This is a genomic window from Streptomyces cyaneofuscatus (assembly GCF_033109485.1).
In the GTDB taxonomy this organism is placed as follows: Bacteria; Actinomycetota; Actinomycetes; order Streptomycetales; family Streptomycetaceae; genus Streptomyces; species Streptomyces cyaneofuscatus.
The window spans coordinates 2969755-2992676 of record NZ_CP137002.1 but is presented as its reverse complement, the minus strand read 5'-3'; the positions used below and the strand labels follow the sequence as shown (position 1 = coordinate 2992676).

General features: G+C 72.0%; 21 protein-coding genes and 1 pseudogene. 11 read left to right on the top strand and 11 right to left on the bottom strand.

Features of this window, described 5'->3' with window-relative positions; translation table 11 throughout:
• Window positions 1–62: 62 nt before the first annotated feature.
• From R2B67_RS12680 to R2B67_RS12660, 5 genes are all read right to left on the bottom strand, one after another.
• Window positions 63–830 (bottom strand): succinate dehydrogenase iron-sulfur subunit, encoded by a 768-nt coding sequence (locus tag R2B67_RS12680; protein WP_317817964.1) that lies wholly within the window; start codon window positions 828–830, stop codon window positions 63–65.
• Window positions 830–2584 carry a succinate dehydrogenase flavoprotein subunit gene (sdhA, locus tag R2B67_RS12675; protein ID WP_317817962.1) on the bottom strand — a complete coding sequence of 585 codons (1755 nt, stop codon included), beginning with the start codon at window positions 2582–2584 and terminating at the stop codon, window positions 830–832. Before sdhA ends, R2B67_RS12680 begins: the two co-directional genes overlap by 1 nt.
• Before the next feature lie 30 nt (window positions 2585–2614).
• Window positions 2615–3097 carry a succinate dehydrogenase hydrophobic membrane anchor subunit gene (locus tag R2B67_RS12670; RefSeq protein WP_015610867.1) on the bottom strand — a complete coding sequence of 161 codons (483 nt, stop codon included), beginning with the start codon at window positions 3095–3097 and terminating at the stop codon, window positions 2615–2617.
• A 5-nt stretch (window positions 3098–3102) separates the two neighbouring features.
• The gene (gene sdhC / locus R2B67_RS12665; protein ID WP_026241188.1) at window positions 3103–3483 is read right to left on the bottom strand and encodes a succinate dehydrogenase, cytochrome b556 subunit; all 381 of its coding nucleotides are present in this window, start codon (window positions 3481–3483) and stop codon (window positions 3103–3105) included.
• 227 nt (window positions 3484–3710) lie between these two features.
• Complete coding sequence (locus tag R2B67_RS12660; protein WP_381075313.1) at window positions 3711–4241, bottom strand: 2-oxo-4-hydroxy-4-carboxy-5-ureidoimidazoline decarboxylase; 531 nt, start codon at window positions 4239–4241, stop codon at window positions 3711–3713.
• 459 nt (window positions 4242–4700) lie between these two features.
• Between R2B67_RS12660 and R2B67_RS12655 the strand changes: the two genes are divergently transcribed.
• The 4 genes from R2B67_RS12655 to R2B67_RS12640 all read left to right on the top strand — a co-directional run bounded on the left by R2B67_RS12655 (window position 4701) and on the right by R2B67_RS12640 (window position 8367).
• Window positions 4701–6311, top strand: a complete 1611-nt coding sequence (locus R2B67_RS12655) for a beta-N-acetylhexosaminidase (protein WP_317817956.1) — start codon at window positions 4701–4703, stop codon at window positions 6309–6311.
• Window positions 6312–6461: 150 nt separating this feature from the next.
• Window positions 6462–7283 (top strand): DUF4328 domain-containing protein, encoded by an 822-nt coding sequence (locus tag R2B67_RS12650; RefSeq protein WP_317817954.1) that lies wholly within the window; start codon window positions 6462–6464, stop codon window positions 7281–7283.
• A 66-nt stretch (window positions 7284–7349) separates the two neighbouring features.
• Window positions 7350–7931 (top strand): hypothetical protein, encoded by a 582-nt coding sequence (locus R2B67_RS12645; RefSeq protein WP_018510459.1) that lies wholly within the window; start codon window positions 7350–7352, stop codon window positions 7929–7931.
• Between the two features lie 133 nt (window positions 7932–8064).
• The gene (locus R2B67_RS12640; RefSeq protein WP_317817952.1) at window positions 8065–8367 is read left to right on the top strand and encodes a hypothetical protein; all 303 of its coding nucleotides are present in this window, start codon (window positions 8065–8067) and stop codon (window positions 8365–8367) included.
• Between the two features lie 53 nt (window positions 8368–8420).
• Here the strand turns inward: R2B67_RS12640 and R2B67_RS12635 are convergent.
• Window positions 8421–9435: pseudogene (locus tag R2B67_RS12635) on the bottom strand (UDP-N-acetylglucosamine--N-acetylmuramyl-(pentapeptide) pyrophosphoryl-undecaprenol N-acetylglucosamine transferase).
• A 268-nt stretch (window positions 9436–9703) separates the two neighbouring features.
• Between R2B67_RS12635 and R2B67_RS12630 the strand changes: the two are divergent.
• Together R2B67_RS12630 and R2B67_RS12625 are read left to right on the top strand one after the other, a co-directional pair.
• The gene (locus R2B67_RS12630) at window positions 9704–10483 is read left to right on the top strand and encodes an RNA polymerase sigma factor (RefSeq protein WP_317817950.1); all 780 of its coding nucleotides are present in this window, start codon (window positions 9704–9706) and stop codon (window positions 10481–10483) included.
• Complete coding sequence (locus R2B67_RS12625) at window positions 10462–11673, top strand: hypothetical protein (RefSeq protein WP_381075310.1); 1212 nt, start codon at window positions 10462–10464, stop codon at window positions 11671–11673. The genes R2B67_RS12630 and R2B67_RS12625 overlap by 22 nt, the downstream gene beginning before the upstream one ends.
• A 201-nt stretch (window positions 11674–11874) precedes the next feature.
• Here the strand turns inward: R2B67_RS12625 and R2B67_RS12620 are convergent, their stop codons facing one another.
• Window positions 11875–12864 carry a L,D-transpeptidase family protein gene (locus R2B67_RS12620; protein WP_317817948.1) on the bottom strand — a complete coding sequence of 330 codons (990 nt, stop codon included), beginning with the start codon at window positions 12862–12864 and terminating at the stop codon, window positions 11875–11877.
• Window positions 12865–13078: 214 nt separating this feature from the next.
• Here R2B67_RS12620 and leuE point away from each other — a divergent pair, with 214 nt between their 5' ends.
• Window positions 13079–13738 (top strand): leucine efflux protein LeuE, encoded by a 660-nt coding sequence (leuE, locus tag R2B67_RS12615; RefSeq protein ID WP_317817947.1) that lies wholly within the window; start codon window positions 13079–13081, stop codon window positions 13736–13738.
• 26 nt (window positions 13739–13764) lie between these two features.
• On the opposite strand, the gene R2B67_RS12610 is transcribed toward leuE, so the two are convergent.
• The 4 genes from R2B67_RS12610 to R2B67_RS12595 form a co-directional block, all read right to left on the bottom strand.
• Window positions 13765–14226 carry a MarR family winged helix-turn-helix transcriptional regulator gene (locus R2B67_RS12610; protein WP_317817945.1) on the bottom strand — a complete coding sequence of 154 codons (462 nt, stop codon included), beginning with the start codon at window positions 14224–14226 and terminating at the stop codon, window positions 13765–13767.
• A gap of 125 nt (window positions 14227–14351) precedes the next feature.
• Window positions 14352–15521, bottom strand: a complete 1170-nt coding sequence (locus tag R2B67_RS12605; RefSeq protein ID WP_317817943.1) for an acyltransferase family protein — start codon at window positions 15519–15521, stop codon at window positions 14352–14354.
• Between the two features lie 45 nt (window positions 15522–15566).
• Window positions 15567–16961, bottom strand: coding sequence for a polysialyltransferase family glycosyltransferase (locus tag R2B67_RS12600; protein WP_317817941.1), 1395 nt, complete (start codon window positions 16959–16961; stop codon window positions 15567–15569).
• Window positions 16961–17974, bottom strand: coding sequence for a glycosyltransferase family 2 protein (locus R2B67_RS12595; protein WP_317817939.1), 1014 nt, complete (start codon window positions 17972–17974; stop codon window positions 16961–16963). The genes R2B67_RS12600 and R2B67_RS12595 overlap by 1 nt, the downstream gene beginning before the upstream one ends.
• Window positions 17975–18182: 208 nt before the next feature.
• On the opposite strand from R2B67_RS12595, the gene R2B67_RS12590 reads away from it, so the two are divergent.
• From R2B67_RS12590 to R2B67_RS12575, 4 genes are read left to right on the top strand one after another with little or no spacing between them, the layout of a single operon-like run.
• Window positions 18183–19583, top strand: coding sequence for a DUF6716 putative glycosyltransferase (locus tag R2B67_RS12590; RefSeq protein WP_317817937.1), 1401 nt, complete (start codon window positions 18183–18185; stop codon window positions 19581–19583).
• A 38-nt stretch (window positions 19584–19621) separates the two neighbouring features.
• On the top strand, window positions 19622–20863 hold the full coding sequence (locus R2B67_RS12585) for a cytidylyltransferase domain-containing protein (protein ID WP_317817936.1): 1242 nt from the start codon (window positions 19622–19624) through the stop codon (window positions 20861–20863).
• A gap of 12 nt (window positions 20864–20875) precedes the next feature.
• Entirely contained in the window at window positions 20876–21811 is a 936-nt protein-coding gene (locus R2B67_RS12580) for an N-acetylneuraminate synthase family protein (RefSeq protein ID WP_018510447.1), read from the top strand.
• Window positions 21812–21821: 10 nt separating this feature from the next.
• On the top strand, window positions 21822–22856 hold the full coding sequence (locus R2B67_RS12575) for a hypothetical protein (protein WP_317817928.1): 1035 nt from the start codon (window positions 21822–21824) through the stop codon (window positions 22854–22856).
• Window positions 22857–22922 lie beyond the last annotated feature (66 nt).

Here is a 22922-nt window from a genome sequence, read left to right as displayed (position 1 = left end):
GTGAGCTCCGCACGACCGTACCGCTCACATCGCCCGTACGCAGCAACGGGCCCTCGCTGGGATCAGAAGCGACGCGTGATGAGCGCGCGCTTCACCTCCTGGATCGCCTTGGTGACCTCGATGCCACGCGGGCAGGCGTCCGTGCAGTTGAACGTGGTGCGGCAACGCCACACGCCGTCACGGTCGTTGAGGATCTCCAGCCGCTGCTCGCCGCCCTCGTCGCGCGAGTCGAAGATGAAGCGGTGCGCGTTGACGATGGCCGCCGGGCCGAAGTACTGGCCGTCGTTCCAGAACACCGGGCACGAGGACGTGCACGCGGCGCACAGGATGCACTTGGTGGTGTCGTCGAACCGCTCGCGGTCCTCGGCGGACTGCAGGCGCTCGCGGGTCGGCTCGTTCCCCTTGGTGATGAGGAAGGGCATGACGTCGTGGTACGCCTGGAAGAACGGGTCCATGTCGACCACGAGGTCCTTGAGGACCGTGAGGCCCTTGATGGCCTCCACCATGATCGGCTTCTCCGGGTTGATGTCCTTGATCAGCGTCTTGCAGGCGAGCCTGTTCTTGCCGTTGATCCGCATCGCGTCGGAACCGCAGATGCCGTGCGCGCAGGAACGGCGGAACGTCAGGGTTCCGTCGAGCTCCCACTTGATCTTGTGAAGGGCGTCGAGGACACGCTCCTTCGGGTCGATCTCGATCTGGAAGTCCTGCCACTGGACCTCGTCCGACACCTCGGGGTTGAAGCGGCGGATCCGGAACGTGGCCGTGATGAACGGCGAGTCGGCGAAGCCGGCCTCGGCCTTGTCGGTCTTGTCCAGGGTCGGGGTAGCCATCAGTACTTACGCTCCATCGGCTGGTAGCGGGTCGTCACGACCGGCTTGTAGTCGAGCCGGATCGACTCGGCGCCGTCGGCGGCCACCTCGCGGTACGCCATGGTGTGGCGCATGAAGTTGACGTCGTCGCGGTTGGGGTAGTCCTCGCGGTAGTGACCGCCGCGGGACTCCTTGCGGGCGAGTGCGGAGACCGCCATGACCTCGGCCAGGTCGAGCAGGTTGCCCAGCTCGATGGCCTCCAGCAGGTCGGTGTTGAACCGCTTGCCCTTGTCCTGGATGGACACGTTGAGGTACCGCTCGCGCAGCTCGGCGATCTTGGCGACCGCCGTCTTGATGGTCTGCTCGGTGCGGAACACCATCACGTTGGCGTCCATGCACTCCTGGAGCTCCGTGCGCAGGTCGGCGACCCGCTCGGTGCCCGTCGAGTCGCGCAGCCGCTCCACCTGGTCGGCGACGAGCTGGGCCGGGTTCTCGGGCAGCTCGACGAAGTCGCTCTTCACCGCGTACTCGGCGGCGGCGATGCCCGAACGCCGTCCGAAGACGTTGATGTCGAGCAGCGAGTTGGTGCCGAGGCGGTTGGCGCCGTGCACCGAGACACAGGCGACCTCGCCGGCGGCGTACAGGCCCGGGACGACGGTGGTGTTGTCGGCCAGCACCTCGCCCTCGACGTTGGTCGGGATGCCGCCCATGGCGTAGTGCGCGGTCGGCTGGATCGGGATCGGGTCCGTGTAGGGCTCGATGCCGAGGTACGTCCGCGCGAACTCGGTGATGTCCGGGAGCTTGGCGTCCAGCTGCTCCGGCGGCAGGTGGGTGAGGTCCAGGTAGACGTGGTCACCGGCGGGACCGCAGCCGCGGCCCTCACGGATCTCCGTGTAGATGGAGCGGGACACGACGTCACGGGACGCGAGGTCCTTCATGACGGGCGCGTACTTCTCCATGAAGCGCTCGCCGTCCTTGTTGCGGAGGATGCCGCCCTCACCGCGGGCGCCCTCCGTCAGCAGGATGCCCATGCGCCAGATGCCCGTCGGGTGGAACTGGAAGAACTCCATGTCCTCCAGCGGCAGGCCGCGCCGGTAGCAGGCGGCCTGGCCGTCACCGGTCAGGGTGTGCGCGTTGGACGTCACCTTGAAGAACTTGCCGGTGCCGCCGGAGGCGTAGACGACCGACTTCGCCTGGAAGATGTGGATCTCGCCGGTCGCCAGCTCGAACGCGACGACGCCGGCGGACTTCTTGACCCCGTCGACCTCGGTGATCAGCTGGTCCAGGACGTAGAACTCGTTGAAGAACTCCACGCCCTCCTTGACGCAGTTCTGGTACAGCGTCTGGAGGATCATGTGGCCGGTGCGGTCGCCGGAGTAGCAGGCGCGACGGACCGGGGCCTCACCATGGCTGCGGGTGTGACCACCGAAGCGGCGCTGGTCGATCTTGCCCTCGGGCGTGCGGCCGAACGGCAGGCCCATCTTCTCCAGGTCGAGGACGGCGTCGATGGCCTCCTTCGCGAGGATCTCGGCGGCGTCCTGGTCGACCAGGTAGTCGCCGCCCTTGATCGTGTCGAAGGTGTGCCACTCCCAGTTGTCCTCCTCCACGTTGGCGAGCGCGGCGGCCATGCCGCCCTGCGCGGCGCCCGTGTGGGAGCGGGTGGGGTAGAGCTTCGTCAGCACGGCGGTACGGCTGCGCTTGGTCGACTCGATGGCCGCGCGCATGCCGGCGCCGCCGGCGCCGACGATGACGGTGTCGTACTTGTGGATCTGCATGGTTTTCCTCTGGTCCCTCTGTCCCGGCGCCTAGCGGATGTTCGGGTCGAAGGTGAAGATCACCAGCGTGCCCAGCAGGACGGTGAACACCGTGGCGGTGTACAGGAGCATCTTCAGCCAGAAGCGGGTGTTGTCCCGTTCGGCGTAGTCGTTGATGACCGTACGGAGGCCGTTGCCGCCGTGGAGCATGGCGAGCCACAGCATGATGAGGTCCCAGGCCTGCCAGAACGGCGAGGCCCAGCGGCCCGCCACGAAGGCGAAGCCGATCTTGGAGACGCCGCCGTCGAGCACCAGCTGGATCAGCAGGTGACCGATGACGAGGACGACCAGGACGACACCCGAGAGACGCATGAAGAGCCACGCGTACATCTCGAAGTTGCCGCGCGAAGCCTTGGGCGTCTTGCTGGTGCGCTTGCGCGGGGGCTCGATCACCGGGGCCGGGTGGTCGACGTCGTACAGGCTCACGCCTTCGACGTCGCCGATCGCGGCTGCGGAAGAGGTCTCGCTGGACATGGGCCTCAGCTCCCGAACATTTCGCGTACGGCGTGGCCGAGGACGGGGTACAGGGCCCCGACCATCAGCACGATCCAGATGCCCACCACGGTCCAGAGCATCTGCTTCTGCAAGCGCGGGCCCTTGGCCCAGAAGTCCACGGCGATGATCCTCAGACCGTTCAGCGCGTGGAAGAGAATGGCGGCCACGAGGCCGTATTCGAGGAACGCGACAGGCCACGTCTTGTAGGTGGCCACGACTTCGTCGTAAGCCTCCGGGGAGACGCGGACGAGTGCGGTGTCCAGGACATGTACGAACAGGAAGAAGAAAATGAGGACACCGGTGACTCGATGAGCCACCCACGACCACATGCCTTCCCGGCCGCGGTACAGCGTTCCAGCCGGCACGGAAGAACCCTCCGGGAGCGGGGATTGGGGTCGGCCGGCTTGACTGTCGGTCTGACCCGGCCGGGTACGGTCCACCGGCCCCGGCCATCGTAGCGACGCTTTGTCGGTTCGTTCGCGCCGGGGCCTCTGGTGTGATCAAAGTGGCAATCAAACAGGCACGTACGGGCTAGAGGGTGTCTTCCCGGGCACGGCCGCAGGCGCCTCCCTCTGTCGGGCGCCGCCCCGGGTCACCAGCCCTCGGCCACCAGCTCGACCAGCCGGCTCCGGGCGAGTCGCCGCAGCTCGTCGGCGGTCACGGCCCGCTCCTCGTCCACCTCGTGCTCCATCCGGACCCGGATCCCGGCCAGGACCTGGTCCACGTGCTGCGAGGGCGGGAGGGCGTCCAGGCAGATCACGAAGGAATGGCCGAATCTGCTCTCGTACGCCGCGTGCGCGGCCCGCAGCGCCAGGTGCGCTGCGCGCGGCGCGTCGTGGTGCAGGCAGGGGGCGGGCTCGGCGGCGAGGGCCTCCGCGATGTCGCGGGGCGCCAGGTCGTACCCCGCCTCGTCGGAGGCGGCCAGCAGGGACGCCAGGTCGGGGAAGGGGCGGTGGGCGGCCATCCGGTGGGCCCAGCGGCGGCTGCCGCAGCACTCCAGGAGCGCGGCCTCGGCCGTGGTGAAGGGGGCCTCGTTGAACCGGGCGAGCCCGGCCGCCAGGTCGGCGGGGGGTACGCCGAAGCCACCGCTGACCTGCGGCGGGCGGCGGTGCTGCCCGGGTATGGCGGAGGGCCCGGCCGGGGGCGTGGACTGCTTGGGCAGGCCGGCGGGGGACTCGCTGGACCTGGACAGCGTGGACTCCTCGAATCAACGACACCTGTGACCCTTAAAGAGGGGCAGAAGGGCAAGAAGGTTGCCCGGCGGGGGCGCAGCCGGGGTGAAGGTGGGGCGCGTGCGGGGCGCGAGTGGGACGTTCGCGGGGTGGAAGTGAAGGGAGAGGCGAATGTGCCGCAACGCTAGCGAGATCGGTCGGCGGCCGTCCGGGGGATCGGCCAAAAATCACCCGAACGGGAGAGTTTCGGAACGTTTGACAGCCGCCTGACCTGCGAGGCCCGGGGTTCTGTACGCTCCGCGATCGTTCTCGGTGGGCGGATCGTCAGCAAAAATGTCAACCTTTCAGCCTATTCACTCACCCCTGCCCCCTACCTGTCCCCTGGCCCCTATTCCGGAGGAATCTGACCGATGTCGCCCACGCGTGGTGCCCTCGTCACCGGCGCGGCTGTCACGGCCGCGGCCGCCGTCGTCCTCACCGTCGTCGTCTGGCCGGAGGGCTCCGGCAGCCATCCCTCCCGCGACGCGGCGTCCCCGTCCGGGACCTCCGCCACGGCGGCTGCCCCGTCGCCCTCCCGCAGCTACCCGCTCTCCAGCACGCCGAGCACGATCCCGGCGGTCCGCGAGCACACCGCCGAGCGCGGGCCCGGCTGGCAGCCGGGGAAGGACAGCTCGATCGTCATAGCCAAGGGCAGCCAGGTGCTCGCCGACGAGGCCCAGCTGCTCGCCAAGGAGCTGAAGCTCCCTTACCGGGGAGCCGAGACGCCCCGCGAGGGGGACGTCGAGCTGGCGCTCGGCGCGAAGAGCCAGGGGCCGGCCGAGTCGTACACCCTCACCGTCCGCGACCGGAAGGTGAAGATCACCGGTCCCGACGAGTCTGGCGTGTTCTACGGCACCCGCACCCTCAAGCAGTCCCTCAAGGCCGACAAGACCTTCCCCGAGGGCGTCGTCAACGACCGGCCCGACCGCCCGCAGCGCGGGCTCAACCTCGACATCGCGCGTAAGCACTACAGCGCGGAGTGGATCGAGGACCGCATCCGCGAGATGGGCGACCTCAAGCTCAACCAGCTGGGCCTGCACTTCTCCGACGACCAGGCCTTCCGGATCGAGTCCGAGAGCCACCCCGAGGTCGTCTCGGACGAGGCCCTCACCCAGGACGAGGTCCGCCGCATCGTCGGCCTCGCCAACAGCCTGCACATCGAGGTCGTCCCCGAGATCGACTCGCCCGGACACCTCGGCGCGGTGCTGCGCGCCCACCCCGACCTCCAGCTCCGCAACACCCAGGGCCGGGAGTCGCCGGGGTCCATCGACATCTCCAAGCCGGGCGCGGCGAAGCTGATCGACGAGCTGCTGGACGAGTACACCGAGCTCTTCCCCGGGAAGTACTGGCACCTGGGCGCCGACGAGTACCAGGCGCTGATGGTCAGCGACCCGGCCGCCTCCTACCCGCAGCTCCAGCGGGCCGCCGAGCAGAAGCACGGCTCGGGCGCCACCATCGAGGACCTCGCCACGGGGTGGCTGAACGACCGGGCGGCCGTGGTCGAGCCCAAGGGCCGTACCGCCAAGGCGTGGAACGACGGCCTCTTCCGCGACTCGAAGGTCAAGGCCGACAAGAACATCGAGATCGAGTACTGGACCGGCAAGGAGATCGGCGCCCGGCCCCCGCAGGAGTACCTCGCCGAGGGCTACAAGATGCTCAACCTCAACGACGAGTTCCTGTACTACGTGCTCGGCGAGCCGAACGAGTTCGTCTACCCGACCGGCAAGCGGATCTACGAGCAGTGGACCCCGATGGTCCTGCGCGGCACCGAGCCGGTGGCGCAGCGCTACTCGCCGCAGATCCTCGGCGGCCGGTTCGCCGTCTGGGGCGACCTGCCGAACGCGCAGACCACGCAGCAGGTCGCGGACGGCATCAGGATGCCGCTCGTCGCGACCTCGCAGAAGCTGTGGGACCCGCGGAAGCCCGAGCTGACCTGGGCACAGTTCCAGGAGCTGGCGACCCGGACGGGCAGCGCGGGCTGACGGCACGCGGGATCGGTCGGCGGACCGTGCAAGCCGTGGACGGCCTTTGGACAGCGGCACCGTCCACGGGCTACGGTCCGCCGACCGCGCGCCCCTGGGGAGGGACGTGAGAGGTCACCGACCACGACCACGCCCTGGGGGGAACGCCGCATGCTCTGCACCCGCTGCCGTATCAGAACGGCCGTCACCGACGACGGCCTCTGCACCTTCTGCTCGGGCACCCGGCCCCCGCTGCCCGAGGACATGCAGCCCCGGGCCACCGGCCCCGGCGGCTGGGGCGTCGGCGACTGGCCGCGCTCACCGGTCGGCCTGTCCTGGGCCGTGACCGCCCTGCTCGGTACGGTCATCGCCACCGACCTGGTCGCCATCGTCAGCGGACTCCACCTGCGCTCCGCGTGGCAGAGCTTCGCCGCCGCCGACTACGCGGCCGTCCAGCTCGGCCGGGTCCAGTCGGCCGCCCGCCTCCACGACACCCTCACGGACGTCCAGTCGGCCGTCTTCCTGGTCACCGGCATCCTCTTCATCCTCTGGTTCCACCGGTCCCGCCGGAACGCCGAGGTCTTCGACCCGAGCGTGCAGAAGATGGGGCCCGGCTGGGCCGTGGGCGGCTGGTTCGTCCCCGTGGCCAACCTCTGGTTCCCCTACCGGGTGGCCGACGGGATCTGGACGGGCAGCGCCCCGATCGGCCCGGAGGGCGGCCGGACGGCCGTCCCGCGGGCCCCGCTCAACTTCTGGTGGGCCCTGTGGATCGCGACGCTCCTCACCGACCGGATCACCGCGTACGTGCAGGACACCTCCATGGAGCCGGAGCAGCAGGCGCACGCCCTCGCGCTGGTGGCCGCCGCCGACGCGCTGGAGATCGCCGCCGCGGTCCTGGCCATCCTCTTCGTCCGCGCCCTCACCCGGATGCAGGTGGAACGCGCGGTGCAGCCCCCGGTTCCCGCGCCGCCGGTCCCGGGTGCGCACCGCTGACAGCTGCTCAGAAGTGACGCTTTTCGGCCATTCGGCGCAGTACGCGGTAGACCGAGGGAGACGTCGATGAGTCTGCTGGAACTGATCGAACGCGCCGACGAGCGAGCGCTCGCCGCCAGTGCTGTGGCCTGCCTGGACCGTTGCCTGCCACTGCTGGCGGGACCGGACGGGCCCGAACCGCTGCGCCCGCTCTGGGCGAGCTGTGAGGACGGGCGGGAATGGGCCATCCGCCTCGCGGCCGTCCGTACGGCGATGGACGACGAGGCCGTCAGCGACGGACCGGCCGCACGGGTGCGGGCGATGCTGGGGGCCGCCCCCTCCGACTTCGACCCCGCACCCCTGCGGGAGTGGGCCGACGCCTGCTCGCTGGTCGCGCTGGAGATCCACGGCCGCTTCGACGCCCCGGACGGGGAGGTCCCGCAGGACGCGGCCACCCTGCTGAAGGCGGCGCGCGGCGGCGAGGCGGACGGCGTGGGGCCGCTGGTGGCGGGGGAGCTGGAGCGGCAGGTCCGGATCCTGGAGATCCTCGCGGAGACCGCCGGCACGGCGGGCAGCGGGGCCGGGGTGCGCAAGGCCCTGGACCTGTCGATCGAGGGGCGCCGGGTGCTGCGCGCGGTGATGTCACGCCGGGCCCGCATCCGGGGGTGACCAGGGCCTTCGCGCGGAGGTGTCCCCCGCAAATAGTGGGCGAACGGCGATAAAATCGGCCATAAGCCGCGAGGTGTGGGTGTCCGGCTTCCGGCCGTCACACCCATGCCCCACTCGACGAGGAGCCGCGCAGATGTCCACCACCACGGAGCACCGCCCCCACCCCGACCACGCCCACCGGCACGCTCCGGGGTGCGGGCATGTCGCCATCCCGCACGAGGACCACGTCGACTACGTCCACGACGACCACCTGCACCGCGTGCACGGCGACCACGTGGACGAATGCGCGAAGTCCGGGCACGCGGTGCACGAGGGCCACGACCACCAGCACGGCAAGGACTGCGGCCATGTCGCGGTCCCGCACGGCGACCACGTGGACTACGTCCACGACGGCCACCGGCACTCGGCCCACGACGGCCACTGGGACGACCACTGAGCGACCGGGCCGTGGCCGGCGACCACTGACGGTGGCCGCCGACGGCCGCTGACCTACCGGGTGGCTGCGGACAGGATCACGTCCACGAGCCTCTCCGCGGCATCCGGCCGGCCGTGCGCCCTGGCCGCCGCGGCCATCGCTTCCCGGCGCGCCGGATCATCGAGCAGCGGCCCGACAGCCTCGCGCAGGCGCCCACCGTCGACGTCCCCGAGGAGCGCGACCGCCGCCCCGGACTCCTCCAGGTGACGGGCGTTGTGCGCCTGCTCGTTCCCGGCCGCCGAGGCGAGCGGGATGAACACGGCGGGCTTGCCCAGGGCGGTCAGCTCGGCCAGGGTGCCCGCACCGCTGCGGGAGACCACCACATCGGCCAGCGCCAGCACGTCCGGCAGCTCCGGCCCGACGAACGGGGTGAGGTGGTACCGGGCGGCGAGGGAGGCCGGAAGCCCTGCGGCACGCGCGGACAGTGCCGCGACATGGGCCGGGCCGCACTGGTGCACCACGTTGGCGCGCTCCAGCAGCCACGGCAGTTCGCCGCCGACCACGTCGTTGATCTGCTGCGACCCCTGCGCCCCGCCGGTGACGTACACCGTCGGAAGGCGCCGGTCGAAGGCGTGGAGCCCGAGCGCGGTCACGGCCTTGTCCGGGTGCCCGGTCAGGACCTCCGGCCGTACGGGGTTGCCGGTGACCACCGCCGCCGGCCGCACGCTCTCCGGCAGGAGCGGCAGGGTCGACTCCGAGGACACGGCGATCCGCGCGGCGGAACCGGCCAGCTTCCGGTTGGCGAGGCCGAGGCGGACGGTCTGCTCGTGCAGGACCAGCGGCACCCGGCACATCCGGGCGGCGAGCCCGGCCGGCACGGCGACGTAACCGCCGGTCGCGAGGACGACGTCCGGCCGGAACCCGGCGACCGCCTTGCGCGCCTGGGACCCCGAGCGGCACGCGCGCCATGTCCCGGACGTTGGCGGGCGACACCATCTTCAGCGGGTTCGCGTGACGCCGGATCTTGCCCGTGGCGACGGTCGTGAAGGGGACACCCCCTGGTGATCGCGCAGAGGTGTGCCTGGTCACAGCACAGGCGGAGAAGGAGCGACGACCGGGGCCGCCACCCCCCACAGGAGAGGCCCCGGCCGTCTTCCACGGGGTCGCAGCACGACCCCGTACTCATCTCAGCGCCGCGCCTGCGTTTTCTGTCACACCGCACCGAGGGCCGCGAATTGTTGCGAGTTGTACAAGTCATGGACGTGACCCCTGCCGACCACGTAGCGTGCTGAGTCGCGCAGAGTGGCGCAGCAGTGGTGACCAGCTGCGATTGAGGACAGCGGGGCGGGTTGAGGGAGTGCTGGGGGACGACGCGGAGCTGACCGCCGCGGTGCTCGCGGCACAGGACGGGGACGAGGACGCCTTCCGTGCTGTGTACCGCGCTGTGCAGCCACGGCTGTTGGGCTACATACGGACGCTGGTGGGCGAGCCGGACGCCGAGGATGTCGCGTCCGAGGCCTGGCTCCAGATAGCGCGCGACCTCGACCGGTTCAGCGGGGACGCCGACCGCTTCCGGGGCTGGGCGGCCCGGATCGCCCGTAACCGCTCGCTCGACCATCTGCGGATGCGCAGCCGCCGCCCCGCGATCGGCGGCGACGAGACCGAGCTGACCGGCCGGCCCGCCGAGTCCGACACGGCCGGTGACGCCATGGAGGCGCTCGACACCGACCGCACGATGTCCCTCATCGCCCAGCTCCCGCAGGACCAGGCCGAGGCCGTCGTGCTGCGCGTGGTCGTCGGGCTCGACGCGAAGAGCGCCGCCCAGACCCTCGGCAAGCGCCCCGGCGCCGTACGGACCGCCGCCCATCGCGGCCTCAAGCGGCTCGCCGAACTCCTCGGTGCCGACCACCCCGACCCGCCCCTCCCCGCCGGTGCGCCCGCCCCCGGCGGTGGCCCCGAAGGGCCGGACCGGGCGTCGGCTCAGGAGGCCGGCAGCGACGCAGGTCAGGGCCAGGGCGGCGGTTCGGGGCTCGGTGCCGTACCCTCTCAGCGCCCCGGTAGGGGCGGTCCGGCGGCGCCGGCCGGGGTCACTCCCGGTGTGACGCATTCGCGACCGTGGACGCAGAGGGACATGTGATGGCCGACGAGCAGTACGAGTGGCTCGACAAGGACGCGGCGGAGAAACTGCTCCGCGGCGAGCCGGTCGTACCCCTCGGCGACCAGGCCCGCGACGACGCCTTCCGGCTCGCCGAAGCACTCGGTGCGGCCCGCGCCGTCCGCCGTACCCCGGCCGGTGAACTCCCCGGCGAGGACGCCGTGCTCACCGCGTTCCGGCAGGCCACCCGGGCCGGCGGCGACCGGCTCGCCGGGCGGAGCGCGGGCGCCGCACTCCCCGGGCAGCCCGGAACGCTGCACTCCGTCCACATCGGCGCCGCCCCCGCCGCACCCCTGCGCCGCCCGCGCTGGAGCCGCCCGGTCCGCTTCGGCCTGGCCGTCTCGCTCGCGGGCTGCGCGCTCGGCGGGGTGGCGGTCGCCGCCGGTACGGGGATGCTCCCGGTCCCCTTCGGCGGTCAGGGCTCACCCGCGCCCGCCTCCTCCGTATCGGCGGCGACCCCGGAACCCCTGGTGTCCGGGCTGCCCGCCGACGACCCGTCCGCCGAAGCCCTGCCCTCCCCGCCCGACGACCCCGCACCGGTCTCCTCGCCCGAGAGCCGGCGGCCCGGCGCGTCCGAGGAGCCCACGGGATCCGGATCCGGGACCGGTGGAACCGCACTCGTGCCGGACGACGACCCCACGGGCGGCCGGAACCGCCCGGGCGGACCGGACGGTTCCGGCGGATCGGGCGGTTCAGGCGGTTCCGGAGGGTCGGGCGGCGGATCCGGGCGCGAGGACGCCTCCAAGGACCCGGCGGGACGCGACGAGCGCCCCGGCGGCTCCGGCGGCCAGGGCGACCAGGACGGCAACTGGTACGAGAAGTCGGTCAAGGCCTGCAAGGCCTTCCGTGACGGCACCCTCGACGAGCGGAGCCGGCGCCATCTGATCCAGCTGGCCAAGGGCGAGGAGAACCTGGAGCGCTTCTGCGACCGGCTCCTCGGCGGGGGCGGCTCCGGCGGGTCCGACGGCGGGGGTTCCTCCGGCGGCGGCGGGGACGACGACGGACCGGGTGGCGGCGGCTCACTGCCGCCCGTCTCCTTCGAGCCCGCCCCGCCCGCCGACGGTGAGCGCCGGGCCGATGTCGGCGTACGGGCGGAGGCCGCGGTTCCGCTGAGGCCGGCGGTTCCCGCTCCGGCCGATCCGACCGCCCCGGCCGCCGTACTCACCCGCTGACCTGCGCCTTTTCCTCCGTACGAAGGTGCGCCGGCCACAAGTGTGACGTTTTTCGGGCGCCGGGCGCAGTACAGAGTGAGCCGACTGGTCATCGGCAGCGCGACGAGCCGGGGTTCCCCCCGTACCTTCGGCTCAGCGCATCGGCGCGGGCGGGACACGTTCCCCCGGTCCCGCCCGCGCCCTCTCCCGCCGCCCGGTCACTCACCAGTAGATGACGACCTTGTCGCCGTTCTTCACCTGGTCGAACAGGGCCGCGACCTTCGCCTTGTCCCGGACGTTCACACAGCCGTGCGAGGCGCCGCCGTAGCCGTTGGCCGCGAAGTCGGCCGAGTAGTGCACGGCCTGGCCCCCGCTGAAGAACAGGGCGTACGGCATCGGGGTGTCGTACAGCGTCGACACATGGTCCCGGGACTTCCAGAACACCGGGAACTCGCCCTCGCGGGTGGGCGTGTACTCCGAGCCGAAGCGCACGTCCATCGCGGAGACGACCCGGCCGTCGATCATCCACGCCAGGGTCCGGCTCTTCTTGCTGATGCAGAGCACCCGGCCGGTCAGGCACCGCTCATCAGGCTTGGCCACCGGCCGCTCGGTCGGCGGGTCCAGCTCGTCGGCCGTCGGCGTACGGGTCATGGCCAGCAGCTTCCGCCAGGTGACCGCGTCGGTGGCGCCGGTCGCCTCCGTACCCCGCTTGGCCTGGAAGGACCGGACGGCCTCGGCGGTGACCGTGCCGTAGTAGCCGGTCGGGGTGCGCCCGAAGTGCCCGATCTGCCGCAGTCTGGCCTGGAGTTCGCGTACCTGAGCCCCCTCGGAGCCGGTCCGCAGGAGGACCCGCGGTGGCGGTGGTGCGGCGCTCGGCCGGGCGGTCGGCGGTGGTGCGGTGACCGGTGCGGCGGGTGGTGCCGAGGGGCTCGCGGGCGGCGGTACCGAAGGGCTCGCGGACGGGGTGACGTCCCCGGTCGCGCCCTTGCCGTCGTCGGTGGGCGAGGGGGCGGGCGCGGGCGGTGCGGTGGCCGCCCGGGCCGTCGGCTGTCGCAGCGCGTCCGCCCCGGGGTCCTGCGGCCCGCACCCCATCGCCAGGGTGGCCATGGCGAGCACCCCGGCGGCGGTCACGGTGACCGCCCGCGCGGAGCGCCGGCCGCCGCCCCCGCTCCCGTACGCGCCGCGCGCCGTACCCACGTCGCTGTCCGCCATCCCCGCCATCCCCCCCAGGGCCGTGTCCGGCCCGCCGTCCGATCGATCCGGTGCGTCACCGGCGGTTCACCGGTGTTCCCTGACGGGATGCCCGTCCTGCCCCATGGTCGAATCCCGCACACGACGCTAGTGCCCTCAGGTCACGGCAGGACGGCCGAAAGGTCACGGCGAGACGGCTGGACGAGCCGGCGGACAGATGTGCGAAACTCCGTCCATGCTGGGTGTCACCGACCTTCCGACCTACCTCGCGGGCCTGCTGCTGATCGTTCTCCTGCCGGGCCCGAACTCGCTGTACGTACTCTCCGTCGCCGCCCGGCGCGGGGTACGCACCGGCTACAAAGCCGCCGCCGGAGTGTGGACCGGGGACACCGTCCTGATGACGCTCTCCGCGCTGGGCGCCGCGTCCCTCCTCCAGACCACACCCCTGCTGTTCGCCGTCGTCAAGTACGCGGGCGCCGGCTATCTGACCTGGCTGGCGATCGGCATGCTGCGGGCGGCGGTGTCCCTGTGGCGCGAACGCCACCAGCGCACCGCCGAACTGGCGGAGGCGGCCGAGGCGCCCGCCGCCGGGGCGGAGAACCCGTACCGCCGGGCGCTGGTGGTCAGCCTGATCAACCCGAAGGCGATCCTGTTCCTGATCTCGTTCTTCGTGCAGTTCGTCGACCCCGGCTACGCCTACCCGGCCCTGTCGTTCCTGCTGCTGGGCACGCTGCTCCAGCTCGCCAGCTTCCTGTACCTCTCGACGCTGATCTTCGGCGGCACCCGCCTGGCCGCCGCCTTCCGCCGCCGCAAGCGGCTCTCGGCGGGGGCGACCTCGGCGGCGGGCGTGCTGTTCCTCGGGTTCGCGGCGAAGCTCTCGCTCAGCAGCGTGTAGGCGTACGGAGGCCTCGGCCGGCTCCCTTACTCGTGCCAGGCCTTCCCCCCGACGTTCCGGATCATCCGCTGGAGTACCTTCAGCGCGGCGACGAACTCCTCGTCGGGGATGCCCTCGTGGATCTCCGCTCGGGCCCGCGCGACCTCTACGGACGCCCGGTCGCGCAGCGCCAGCCCCTCGGGGGTGATCCGCAGCCGGTCCCCGTTGTCCTGGGTGATCAGCTCGCGCCGGAGGAGTTCGTCGACGGCCTCCTCGATGCCGTCCGCACCGGTGTCGAGGTACCCGCCGAGCATGGTGACCACCTCGGCGCGGCCGCGGCCGTTCTCCCCCGCGCCGATGACCTGGTTGATCACCCACCAGGGCGGCTGCGTAAGCCCGTGTTCGGCCAGTGCCGACCGGATGTGGGTGACCGTCGCGTCGTGTGCGGCCCAGCTCCAGTAACCGATCGGCTGGCGGGCGAGTCCTGCGTCGTCGTGTGAGTAGTCCATGCCCCGAAGGTAGGACCTCAAGCCAACTTGAGGTCAAGTGGCTTGAGGCCCCGTGCGGGTCGGTCCTCGGACGGCCGGGGCAGGGAGCCGCCTGCGAACCGGGGATGCCGCCCGCTCAGGCCCGCTCAGGCCCGGGACCGCATCCGCAGGCTCTGCTGCGTCATCGTCCGCTTCAGCCGCGGTCCGATCGGCTTCTCGACGAACCGGTGCAGCAGATGCGCCAGCACCAGGACCGCCACCACCGTGGCGACGAGGGTCAGCTGCGGCGGCAGGTGCAGGCCGCGGCTCATGACGCGGATCGCGAACCAGCCCAGGTGCTCGTGCAGCAGGTAGAAGGGGTAGGTCAAGGCCCCTGCGAACGTCAGCCAGCGCCAGTTCGCCCACCGCAGCCAGCCCAGCGCCACGGCGGCCACCGCCACGAAGGCGAGGGTCACGATCAGCTGGATCACATAGGGGGAGCGGCCGAACTCGCCGCCCCCGCCCGGGTGCCACAGCGCGGTGACGGAGTACCGCTGTCCCAGCAGCCAGCTGATCAGGACGATGCCCCAGAGCAGCAGGTCGCTGCCGTGCCGGTGGATCAGGTACAGCGCGAGGCCCGCGATGAAGTACGGCGCGTGGTCCCGCATCACCAGGGCGTCGGTCAGCGGATGGTCGGCTATGCGGGCGAAGGCGCCCGCCAGGGTCCAGCCGCAGCAGAAGACCACCACCCGGCGGTACGTCACCCCGCGCCAGACGACGAAGACGGCGAACAGGACGTAGAAGCGCAGCTCCACCCAGAGCGTCCAGCAGACCCCGAGCACCCGGTCCACACCCATCGGCTGCTGGAGCATGGTCAGGTTGACCAGCAGCTCGTCCAGGCGCAGCGGCTCCACGACGACGGGCAGCAGGACCGCCGCGGCCGTGACGACGACGATCGCCGCCCAGTACGCCGGGTAGAGCCGGGCGACCCGGGAGCGGAAGAAGTCACCGACCGTACGGCCCCAGCTGCTCATGCAGATGACGAAGCCGCTGATGATGAAGAAGAGCTGCACCCCCAGGCTGCCGTAGGTCGCGAACGACGACAGCGTCGGGAAGAGGTGCGCGGGCGACTGGCCCCAGGACTCGGCGACCGTCCCTTCCTTGCCGGCGTAGTGGTAGAGACAGACCATCAGGGCGGCCACGATGCGCAGCCCGTCCAGGGCCCGCATCCGGTCCCGTTTCCCGGCCGCCGCGGCGGCCGGACGCACCGGTTCCGCAGCTCGGACCTCCTGCACCGGCAGCGTCGGCGCACCCGTCCGCGTACTCGTCACGTCCATCCCCCCGCTCATCTCCCTGCTCGTCCCCCGCTCATCCCCGCGCCCTCAGCCGCGCGCGCTGCGGACACCGGGGAGCCGCCGGCCCGCGCCCCGCTTCCAGGCGACGGCCTGCCGGGCGATCCTGCGGACCGTCGCATTGCGCGGGATGAAGTCGAGCTGCCCCGGCAGTGCCCCCGGCAGCGCCAGCGAGGTGAGGCGGCGGCGCCGGAAGTACGGGGACGAGGCCGGGTCCGGATGTGCGGCGAGGTACTCCTCGGCGGCGGCACGCCGCCCCGGGTAGATCTGCGGCTGCATGGCGAAGCCGACGGCCGTGACCAGACCCGACAGCTCCGCGCGCACCCGCTCCTCGCCCGGCAGCCGCCACGAGGTGACCGCCTCCCGGTCCTCCAGGGCGGGCAGCAGGGCGTCGACGATGGTGACCGGGACGCGGTTGCTGTTCTGGTACGGGGTCAGCGCGGCGAGCAGTTCCTCGGTGCCGACCCTCGCGACGGGGATGCCGTAGAACGTGGCGGCGGTGAGCAGCGCGGTGGAGAACGCGCCCACGACGAGCGCGGGGCGGGTCCGCTCGTACACCACCTCGGCGATCACCGGGGAGTCCAGGACGGTGAGTTCGGCGCCGAGCAGCTCGGCCTCCTGCTCCAGGGCGCGCGACCAGCTCACCGGGGCGGCGGGGTGCGGTTTGAAGACGACGCGGGTGTGGCCGAGCGCCACCGTGCCGCGCAGCATCCGCAGATGGAGCTCCTGCTCCTCGTCGGCGGTGAGGACGTCGATGGCGGAGAGGTACTGGCCGAGCAGCAGCGCCGGGGAGTCGGTCGGTGCGGTGAACTCCTCTGCGGAGGAGGCAAGTTCGCCCAGCACCTTCAGGAACTCGATCGTCGGCACGACCTCCGGCTCGACGTCGAACTCGGTCATCAGCAGCGGCCGCAGCCCCGGCACCAGGTCCAGGTGGAGCAGGCGCCGCACCCGGGTGCCGATCAGCGGATCGATCTTGCTGCGGGTGGGCCCGTAACTCATCAGCCCGTCGGCGTAGAGATGGATGGGGCTCTCGCCGAAGATCTTGGCCACCGCGCTGGACGGGTTGGCCTGGATGGACTCGCAGGCGATCTCCACCGGCCCGTCGCCCAGCTCCCAGGCCAGCCGCAGGTACCGCTCCCAGAGCAGCGTGTCCTGCTCGCGCGGGAACCAGCCGGCCGGGTGGAAGGGCCTGATGAACGCGTTCCACGAGTGGACCTCGTCGAACTCCGGCCGGAGCGAGGCGAATCCGGCCATCCGGTCGAGCGGGGTGCCGACCTCGGGGGCGGGCGAGGTGTCGCTGACGATCAGCAGCCGGCGGTGTTCGGCGCGCGGGCCGAACTGCCCTGCCCGGATCGCCGCGGTCACCGTGGCGGCGGCGTACTGGGAGGCCGCGAAGAAGAGCTGGGTGGAACGGATGGCAGACATCAGGCACGGGCTCCGGTGGCGGCGGCAGGTGAGGCGGCGGGCGTGGGTTCGGCACCGGCGGCGCGGCGCCGCACCCGGCGCAGCAGAGCCGCGCGCCGGTCGCCCAGCGAGAGCAGGGTCTCGTCGAGGAGGTCGCCGGGAAGCCGGTGCAGGGCGGCGGCGCTCATGGAGCGCAGCGTCCGGGCCACGGGCGGTTCGAACCGTTCTATGGAGCCGAGGTGATGGGCCATGACCGCGCAATACGTACGAATGGCCTTCGGCAGCAGAATATCCGCGTCGCGGTCCTGTGATGTCTCCGCGATGACCTGGTCGAATGCCCGGATGAAATCGAGTTGCCGGACATCTCCGATCTGCGTGAGCGAGGAGGCGACTCCCCGCCGGTAGAAGACGCCGAGCAGTCCGACCGCCGCGAAGCTCTCCGCCTCCCGGTGCAGCCGCCAGATCCAGGGCCGGTCCTCGGCGGTGCGCAGACCGTCGGTGAAATGCAGAAGTCCCCGGTCGAGAAGGCGGCGGTGGTAAATACCGGCCCAGGCGTACGGATAGTCCACCGAGGTCGTGCGGTCGGCCGGAAGGATCACCGAGCGGGGGCTGAGCACCACGTTCCGCAGGCCGTGCGGCACCCGGTGCACCGTCCGCGTACGGCCGGTGACCTGCACATGGTCGGCGCGGACGAAGTCGGACTCCAGCCGCTCGGCTGCGGCGACCAGCTCCGCGAAGTAGCCGGGAGCCAACCAGTCGTCGCCGTCCAGGAAGGTCAGATACTCCCCGCTCGCCGCGTCGAGGCCGGTGTTCCTGGCCGTGGCCAGACCGCCGTTGCGCTCGTGGACGATCACCTTCGCGCCGGGAATGTCCTTCCTCGCGCGTTGGAGGACCTCGGCCGTCCCGTCGGTCGAACAGTCGTCGACGAGGATGAACTCGAAGTCCTCGCGGGCGTTGGACCGCAGGCTTCTGAGGGTGTCGGGCGCGTATGTCTGCACGTTGAAGAACGGCACGATGACGGAGAGCTTAACCACCCGCGTCACGCTAGTCGGAGGCCCGGCACTTTCCTTGTCCCGGAAAGGTACTGCGGGTGAACGATGAATGTCCGAACAGTGAATCGAACTGAATTGGGAGCCAGTTGGCCGCTTCGGGCGGCGAAATCCCCAACCGTCGGCTCGCTGTTAACCATTTGTTGCTGTCGCGTTGGGCCGCGCATCGAAATGCCTTCCTAGCTTCTAGGACGTGCCCCCACGTACCAGCAATGCGGCCGATCCGGCCCCGACCCCCGCCGAGCCCCGCCCGGCGCTGCGGGTCGCCGTCCTCGCCGACTCCGACACCCGGTGGAAATGGGGCGCGCTCACCGCGCGCCGCCTGACCGCCGGGGCCGCCGAGGCTGCCGGAGAGGACGAGCGGGGCGCGCGCCCCGTCGAGGTGAGCGGGCTGCTGCTGCGCGGCCGGGCCACCCCGACGCCCCGCCAGCTCGCGGAGGTCGGAGAGGTCGGCATCGACGCGGAGAGGGTCCGCGAGGTCACCGCCGTCGAGTTCCTGCACACCGTGCGCGACGAGCGTTACGACGTCGTCGTCCTCGCCCTCGTCGGCGGCGGCGTCCAGGCCATGCTGCACGGACTGGCCGCACTTAAGCTGGAACGTCGGCCCGTCATCGTCACCGGGTACGTGGGCGTCGTCTACGAGAAGCTCGCCGACGGCCTCCTCCTGCGCCACGGCGCCGACGTCGTCCTCGCCAACTCGGCCCACGACGCGGAGCGTTTCCGCGCGGTGTACGAGGGAGTGGGCGCCGACTCCTCCGCCGTCACCGAGGCCGCGCTGCCCTTCCTCGGCGGAGCCCCGTACCGCGCCGAAGAGGGCCGCGACACCGTGGTGTTCGCCGCCCAGCCCTCCGTACCGGCCTCCCGCGCCGACCGTACGTACCTGCTCCGCCGGCTCGTCGAGCACGCCCGGCTGCACCCCCGCCGCGAGGTGCTGCTCAAGCTGCGCTCCAAGCCCGGTGAGCACACCACGCACATCGAGGAACTCCCGTACCAGAAGCTCGCGCAGAAGGTGCCCGGCGGGCTGCCGCCCAACTTCCGTCTGGTGTACGGGCACATGGGCGAGGTCCTGGACCGTACCGACCTCCTGGTCACCGTCTCCTCCACCGCCGCCCTGGAGTCCCTGCACCGCCGCATCCCGACCGCGGTCCTCACCGACCTCGGCGTACGCGAGCCCCTCGGCAACCACCACTTCGTCGGCTCCGGGCTCCTCACCTCCTGGGACCGGCTCGACGGCGGGTACCGGCCGCGCCCCGACGGCCAGTGGCTGGCCGGCCAGGGCGTCGCCGCCGACGGCTCGTACTCCACCGCCTACGACACCGCCCGCGCCAAGGTGGCCGCCCTGCTGGACAGCGGCCAGCTCCCGCCGCTCGCCCCCTACTACACGCCCGCAACCGCCCCCGGCTACCTCCCCGGCATCCTCGCCCGCCACCACCTGGCCCCCGACGGCATACCCCTGCCCGGCGCCGCCGCGCCGCAGGAGACCGGCCGGGTGCGGGGCGCGGTGCGGGAGACCGTCCGCAACGCGGCGCGCGGCGCCTACCGGCACGGCGTCCAGCGCGTCGCCCCGGTGATCCGCCGGATGGGGGAGCTGTGACGACCAGTTCAGGAACCGCCATCACACCAGGAGCAGCGATGCAGCCGCCCCCGACCGTCCTCGCCGTGATCCCCGCCCGCGGCGGATCCAAGGGCGTCCCCGCCAAGAACCTCGCCGAGGTCGGCGGCATCCCGCTGGTGGCCCGTGCGGTGCGCGCCGCGCTCGCCGCCCCCGAGGTCACCGACGTCGTCGTCACCACCGACGACGCGGCCATCGCGGAGGCCGCCCGCACCGCCGCCGCCCACCTCGGCGCCGCCGGCCGGCTGCACTGCGTCGAGCGCCCCGCCGCCATCGCGGGCGACACCGCGACCAGCGAGGCGGCCGTGCTGCACGCGCTGGACACCTACGAGGCCGAGCGCTCCCGCACGGTCGACGTGGTCCTCCTCGTCCAGTGCACCAGCCCGTTCGTCTCCCGCGAGGACATCGACGGCGTGGCCCGGGCGGTGGCCCGCGAGGGTGCCGACACGGCCGTCACCGTCGCCCCGTTCCACGGGTTCGTCTGGCGCGACGGGGCCGCGGTGGAGGAGGGCACGTACGGCGTCAACCACGACAAGTCCGTACGCCCCCGCCGCCAGGACCGCCCCCAGGACTTCCTGGAGACCGGTGCCGCCTACGCGATGGACGCGGCGGGCTTCCGTACCCACCGCCACCGCTTCTTCGGCCACACCGCGCTCGTCGCCACCGACCCGGCCCGGGTCCTGGAGATCGACGACCCGCACGACCTGGCCCGCGCCCGCGCCCTCGCCCCGCTCCTGGACCCGGCGCCGCTGCCCTCCCTCGCGGACGTGGACGCGGTGGTCCTGGACTTCGACGGCACCCAGACCGACGACCGGGTCATGGTCGACTCCGACGGCCGCGAGACCGTCGCCGTGCACCGGGGCGACGGGCTCGGCATCGCCGCCCTCCGCAAGGCGGGCGTGCCGCTGCTGATCCTCTCCACCGAACAGAACCCGGTCGTCGCCGCCCGCGCCCGCAAGCTCCAGGTGCCCGTCCTGCACGGCATCGACCGCAAGGACGAGGCGCTCAAGCAGTGGTGCGACGAGCAGGACATCGCCCCCGACCGCGTGCTCTACGTCGGCAACGACGTCAACGACCTGGGCTGCTTCGCCCTCGCGGGCTGGCCCGTGGCGGTCGGCAGCGCCCACGACTCGGTACGCGCCGCGGCGCGCGCCGTCACGACCACCCCCGGCGGCTACGGCGCCATCCGCGAGATCGCGGCCTGGCTGCTGGGCCCCACCCTCACGACCACTCCCTCTGTCCCCACAGTCCCCACCAAGTAAGGAAGCACCACCATGAGCAGCACCTCCCGCCTGCGCACGTTCGGCACCCGTACCGCCGGACCCGGCAACCCCGTCTACATCACCGGCGAGATCGGCATCAACCACAACGGTGACCTCGGCAACGCCCTCGCCCTGATCGACGCGGCCGCCGAAGCCGGCTGCGACGCGGTCAAGTTCCAGAAGCGCACCCCGGAGATCTGCACCCCGCGCGACCAGTGGGACATCGAGCGCGACACCCCCTGGGGCCGGATGACGTACATCGACTACCGCCACCGCGTCGAGTTCGGCGAGGAGGAGTACCGCGCCATCTCCGAGCACTGCGCCGAGCGCGGCATCGACTGGTTCGCCTCCCCGTGGGACACCGAGGCCGTCGCCTTCCTGGAGAAGTTCGACGTCCCCGCCCACAAGGTGGCCTCCGCCTCGCTCACCGACGACGAGCTGCTCCGCGCCCTGCGCGCCACCGGCCGTACGGTGATCCTCTCCACCGGCATGTCCACCCCGAAGCAGATCCGCCACGCGGTCGAGGTGCTCGGCAGCGACAACATCCTGCTCTGCCACGCCACCTCCACGTACCCGGCCAAGGCCGAGGAGCTCAACCTGCGGGTCATCAACACCCTCCAGCAGGAATACCCCAACGTCCCGATCGGCTACAGCGGCCACGAGACCGGCCTCCAGACCACCCTGGCCGCCGTCGCGCTGGGCGCCACCTTCGTCGAGCGCCACATCACCCTGGACCGCGCCATGTGGGGCTCCGACCAGGCCGCCTCCGTCGAGCCGCAGGGCCTGACCCGCCTGGTCCGCGACATCCGCACCATCGAGGCCTCCCTCGGCGACGGCGTCAAGAAGGTGTACGAGTCCGAGCTCGGCCCGATGAAGAAGCTCCGCCGGGTCGCGGGCGTCGTCGCCGAGACCGAGAACGCCCCGGCCCCCGAGCCGGTCGCGGTCTGAGCGCCGACCGGTGAACCTCGCCTTCGTCGAGAGCCCGGTCCAGCTCCTGAACGTCCTGGAGTGGACCCACGCCATGGGGGGAGACGATCCGGCCGCCACCACGGTCGTCGTCCTCCCCCCGGTCGACCCGATGTCGCGCGGCCAGCTGCGCAGGATGGCGGAGCTGGCCCGCGACGAGGGCATCACCGTCCGCTGGCAGGAGGCGCGCGGGGACTCCGGCGCGCCTCTCAAGGCCCTGCGCGCCCTGGCCGGGCTGGTCAGGCGGGCGGACCACATCGTGATCGGCGACCCCTTCTCCCGCTATGTGCAGCTCCTGCTGACCCTGGTCCGCGCCGAGCGCCTCACGGTGGTCGACGACGGCACGGCGACCATGGAGTTCGTCACCCAGCTGGCCCGGGGCGAGCGGCTGACCCGCTGGCACCGCAAGGGGCGCGTCGGCCCCCGTGAGCTGCTCCTGGCCCCGGTCACGGCCACCGCGCGGCGCCGCTTCACCCCGACGGTCCGGCACGCGGTGGAGGTCTTCACCGCGATGCCGGTCGAGCCCCCGAAGGGCGTCACCGTCACCGCCAACACCTTCACCTGGACCCGCGCCCGCTTCGGCCCGCCGAGCGTCGGCCGGGGCGCGGACCTGGTGGGGACGTCGCTGGTGGAGACGGGGGTGGTCGACCCGGTTCCGTACCAGGAGGCGGTCGCGGCCCTGGCCCGTACCCACGGCGCCACCCGCTACTTCGCCCACCGCCGCGAGTCCGCCGAGAAGCTCCGCGCCCTGGAAGCCGCCACCGGCCTGGAGATCGTCCGCCCGGACCTCCCCCTGGAACTCATCGCCCGCCGCGGCCCCATCGGCCACACGGTGGTGAGCTTCCCCTCGACGGTGGTCCACACCCTCCCGCTGGCCCTGGCCGGTACCGGCGTGAACGTCGCGGTCTGCGACATCGCCCCGGAGTGGCTCCGTACGACGGCCTCACCGCGCGCGCAGGGGTTCCTGAGCGGGGTCACGGAGACGGCCCGGGGGGTGCAGCGGCTGACGTCGACGGCGCACGCGTAAGGGAGGTCGGCACCGGCACCGAAACCCCCCGTTATACCCACGGTCACATGTCGTCACACGCGCCAT

Coding starts and splice junctions, on each gene's coding strand:
- R2B67_RS12680 (WP_317817964.1), bottom strand. CDS start 830: ATGGCTACCCCGACCCTGGACAAGACCGACAAGGCCGAGGCCGGCTTC.
- sdhA (WP_317817962.1), bottom strand. CDS start 2,584: ATGCAGATCCACAAGTACGACACCGTCATCGTCGGCGCCGGCGGCGCC.
- R2B67_RS12670 (WP_015610867.1), bottom strand. CDS start 3,097: ATGTCCAGCGAGACCTCTTCCGCAGCCGCGATCGGCGACGTCGAAGGC.
- R2B67_RS12655 (WP_317817956.1), top strand. CDS start 4,701: ATGTCGCCCACGCGTGGTGCCCTCGTCACCGGCGCGGCTGTCACGGCC.
- R2B67_RS12650 (WP_317817954.1), top strand. CDS start 6,462: ATGCTCTGCACCCGCTGCCGTATCAGAACGGCCGTCACCGACGACGGC.
- R2B67_RS12645 (WP_018510459.1), top strand. CDS start 7,350: ATGAGTCTGCTGGAACTGATCGAACGCGCCGACGAGCGAGCGCTCGCC.
- R2B67_RS12640 (WP_317817952.1), top strand. CDS start 8,065: ATGTCCACCACCACGGAGCACCGCCCCCACCCCGACCACGCCCACCGG.
- R2B67_RS12620 (WP_317817948.1), bottom strand. CDS start 12,864: ATGGCGGACAGCGACGTGGGTACGGCGCGCGGCGCGTACGGGAGCGGG.
- leuE (WP_317817947.1), top strand. CDS start 13,079: ATGCTGGGTGTCACCGACCTTCCGACCTACCTCGCGGGCCTGCTGCTG.
- R2B67_RS12610 (WP_317817945.1), bottom strand. CDS start 14,226: ATGGACTACTCACACGACGACGCAGGACTCGCCCGCCAGCCGATCGGT.
- R2B67_RS12605 (WP_317817943.1), bottom strand. CDS start 15,521: ATGGACGTGACGAGTACGCGGACGGGTGCGCCGACGCTGCCGGTGCAG.
- R2B67_RS12600 (WP_317817941.1), bottom strand. CDS start 16,961: ATGTCTGCCATCCGTTCCACCCAGCTCTTCTTCGCGGCCTCCCAGTAC.
- R2B67_RS12585 (WP_317817936.1), top strand. CDS start 19,622: ATGCAGCCGCCCCCGACCGTCCTCGCCGTGATCCCCGCCCGCGGCGGA.
- R2B67_RS12580 (WP_018510447.1), top strand. CDS start 20,876: ATGAGCAGCACCTCCCGCCTGCGCACGTTCGGCACCCGTACCGCCGGA.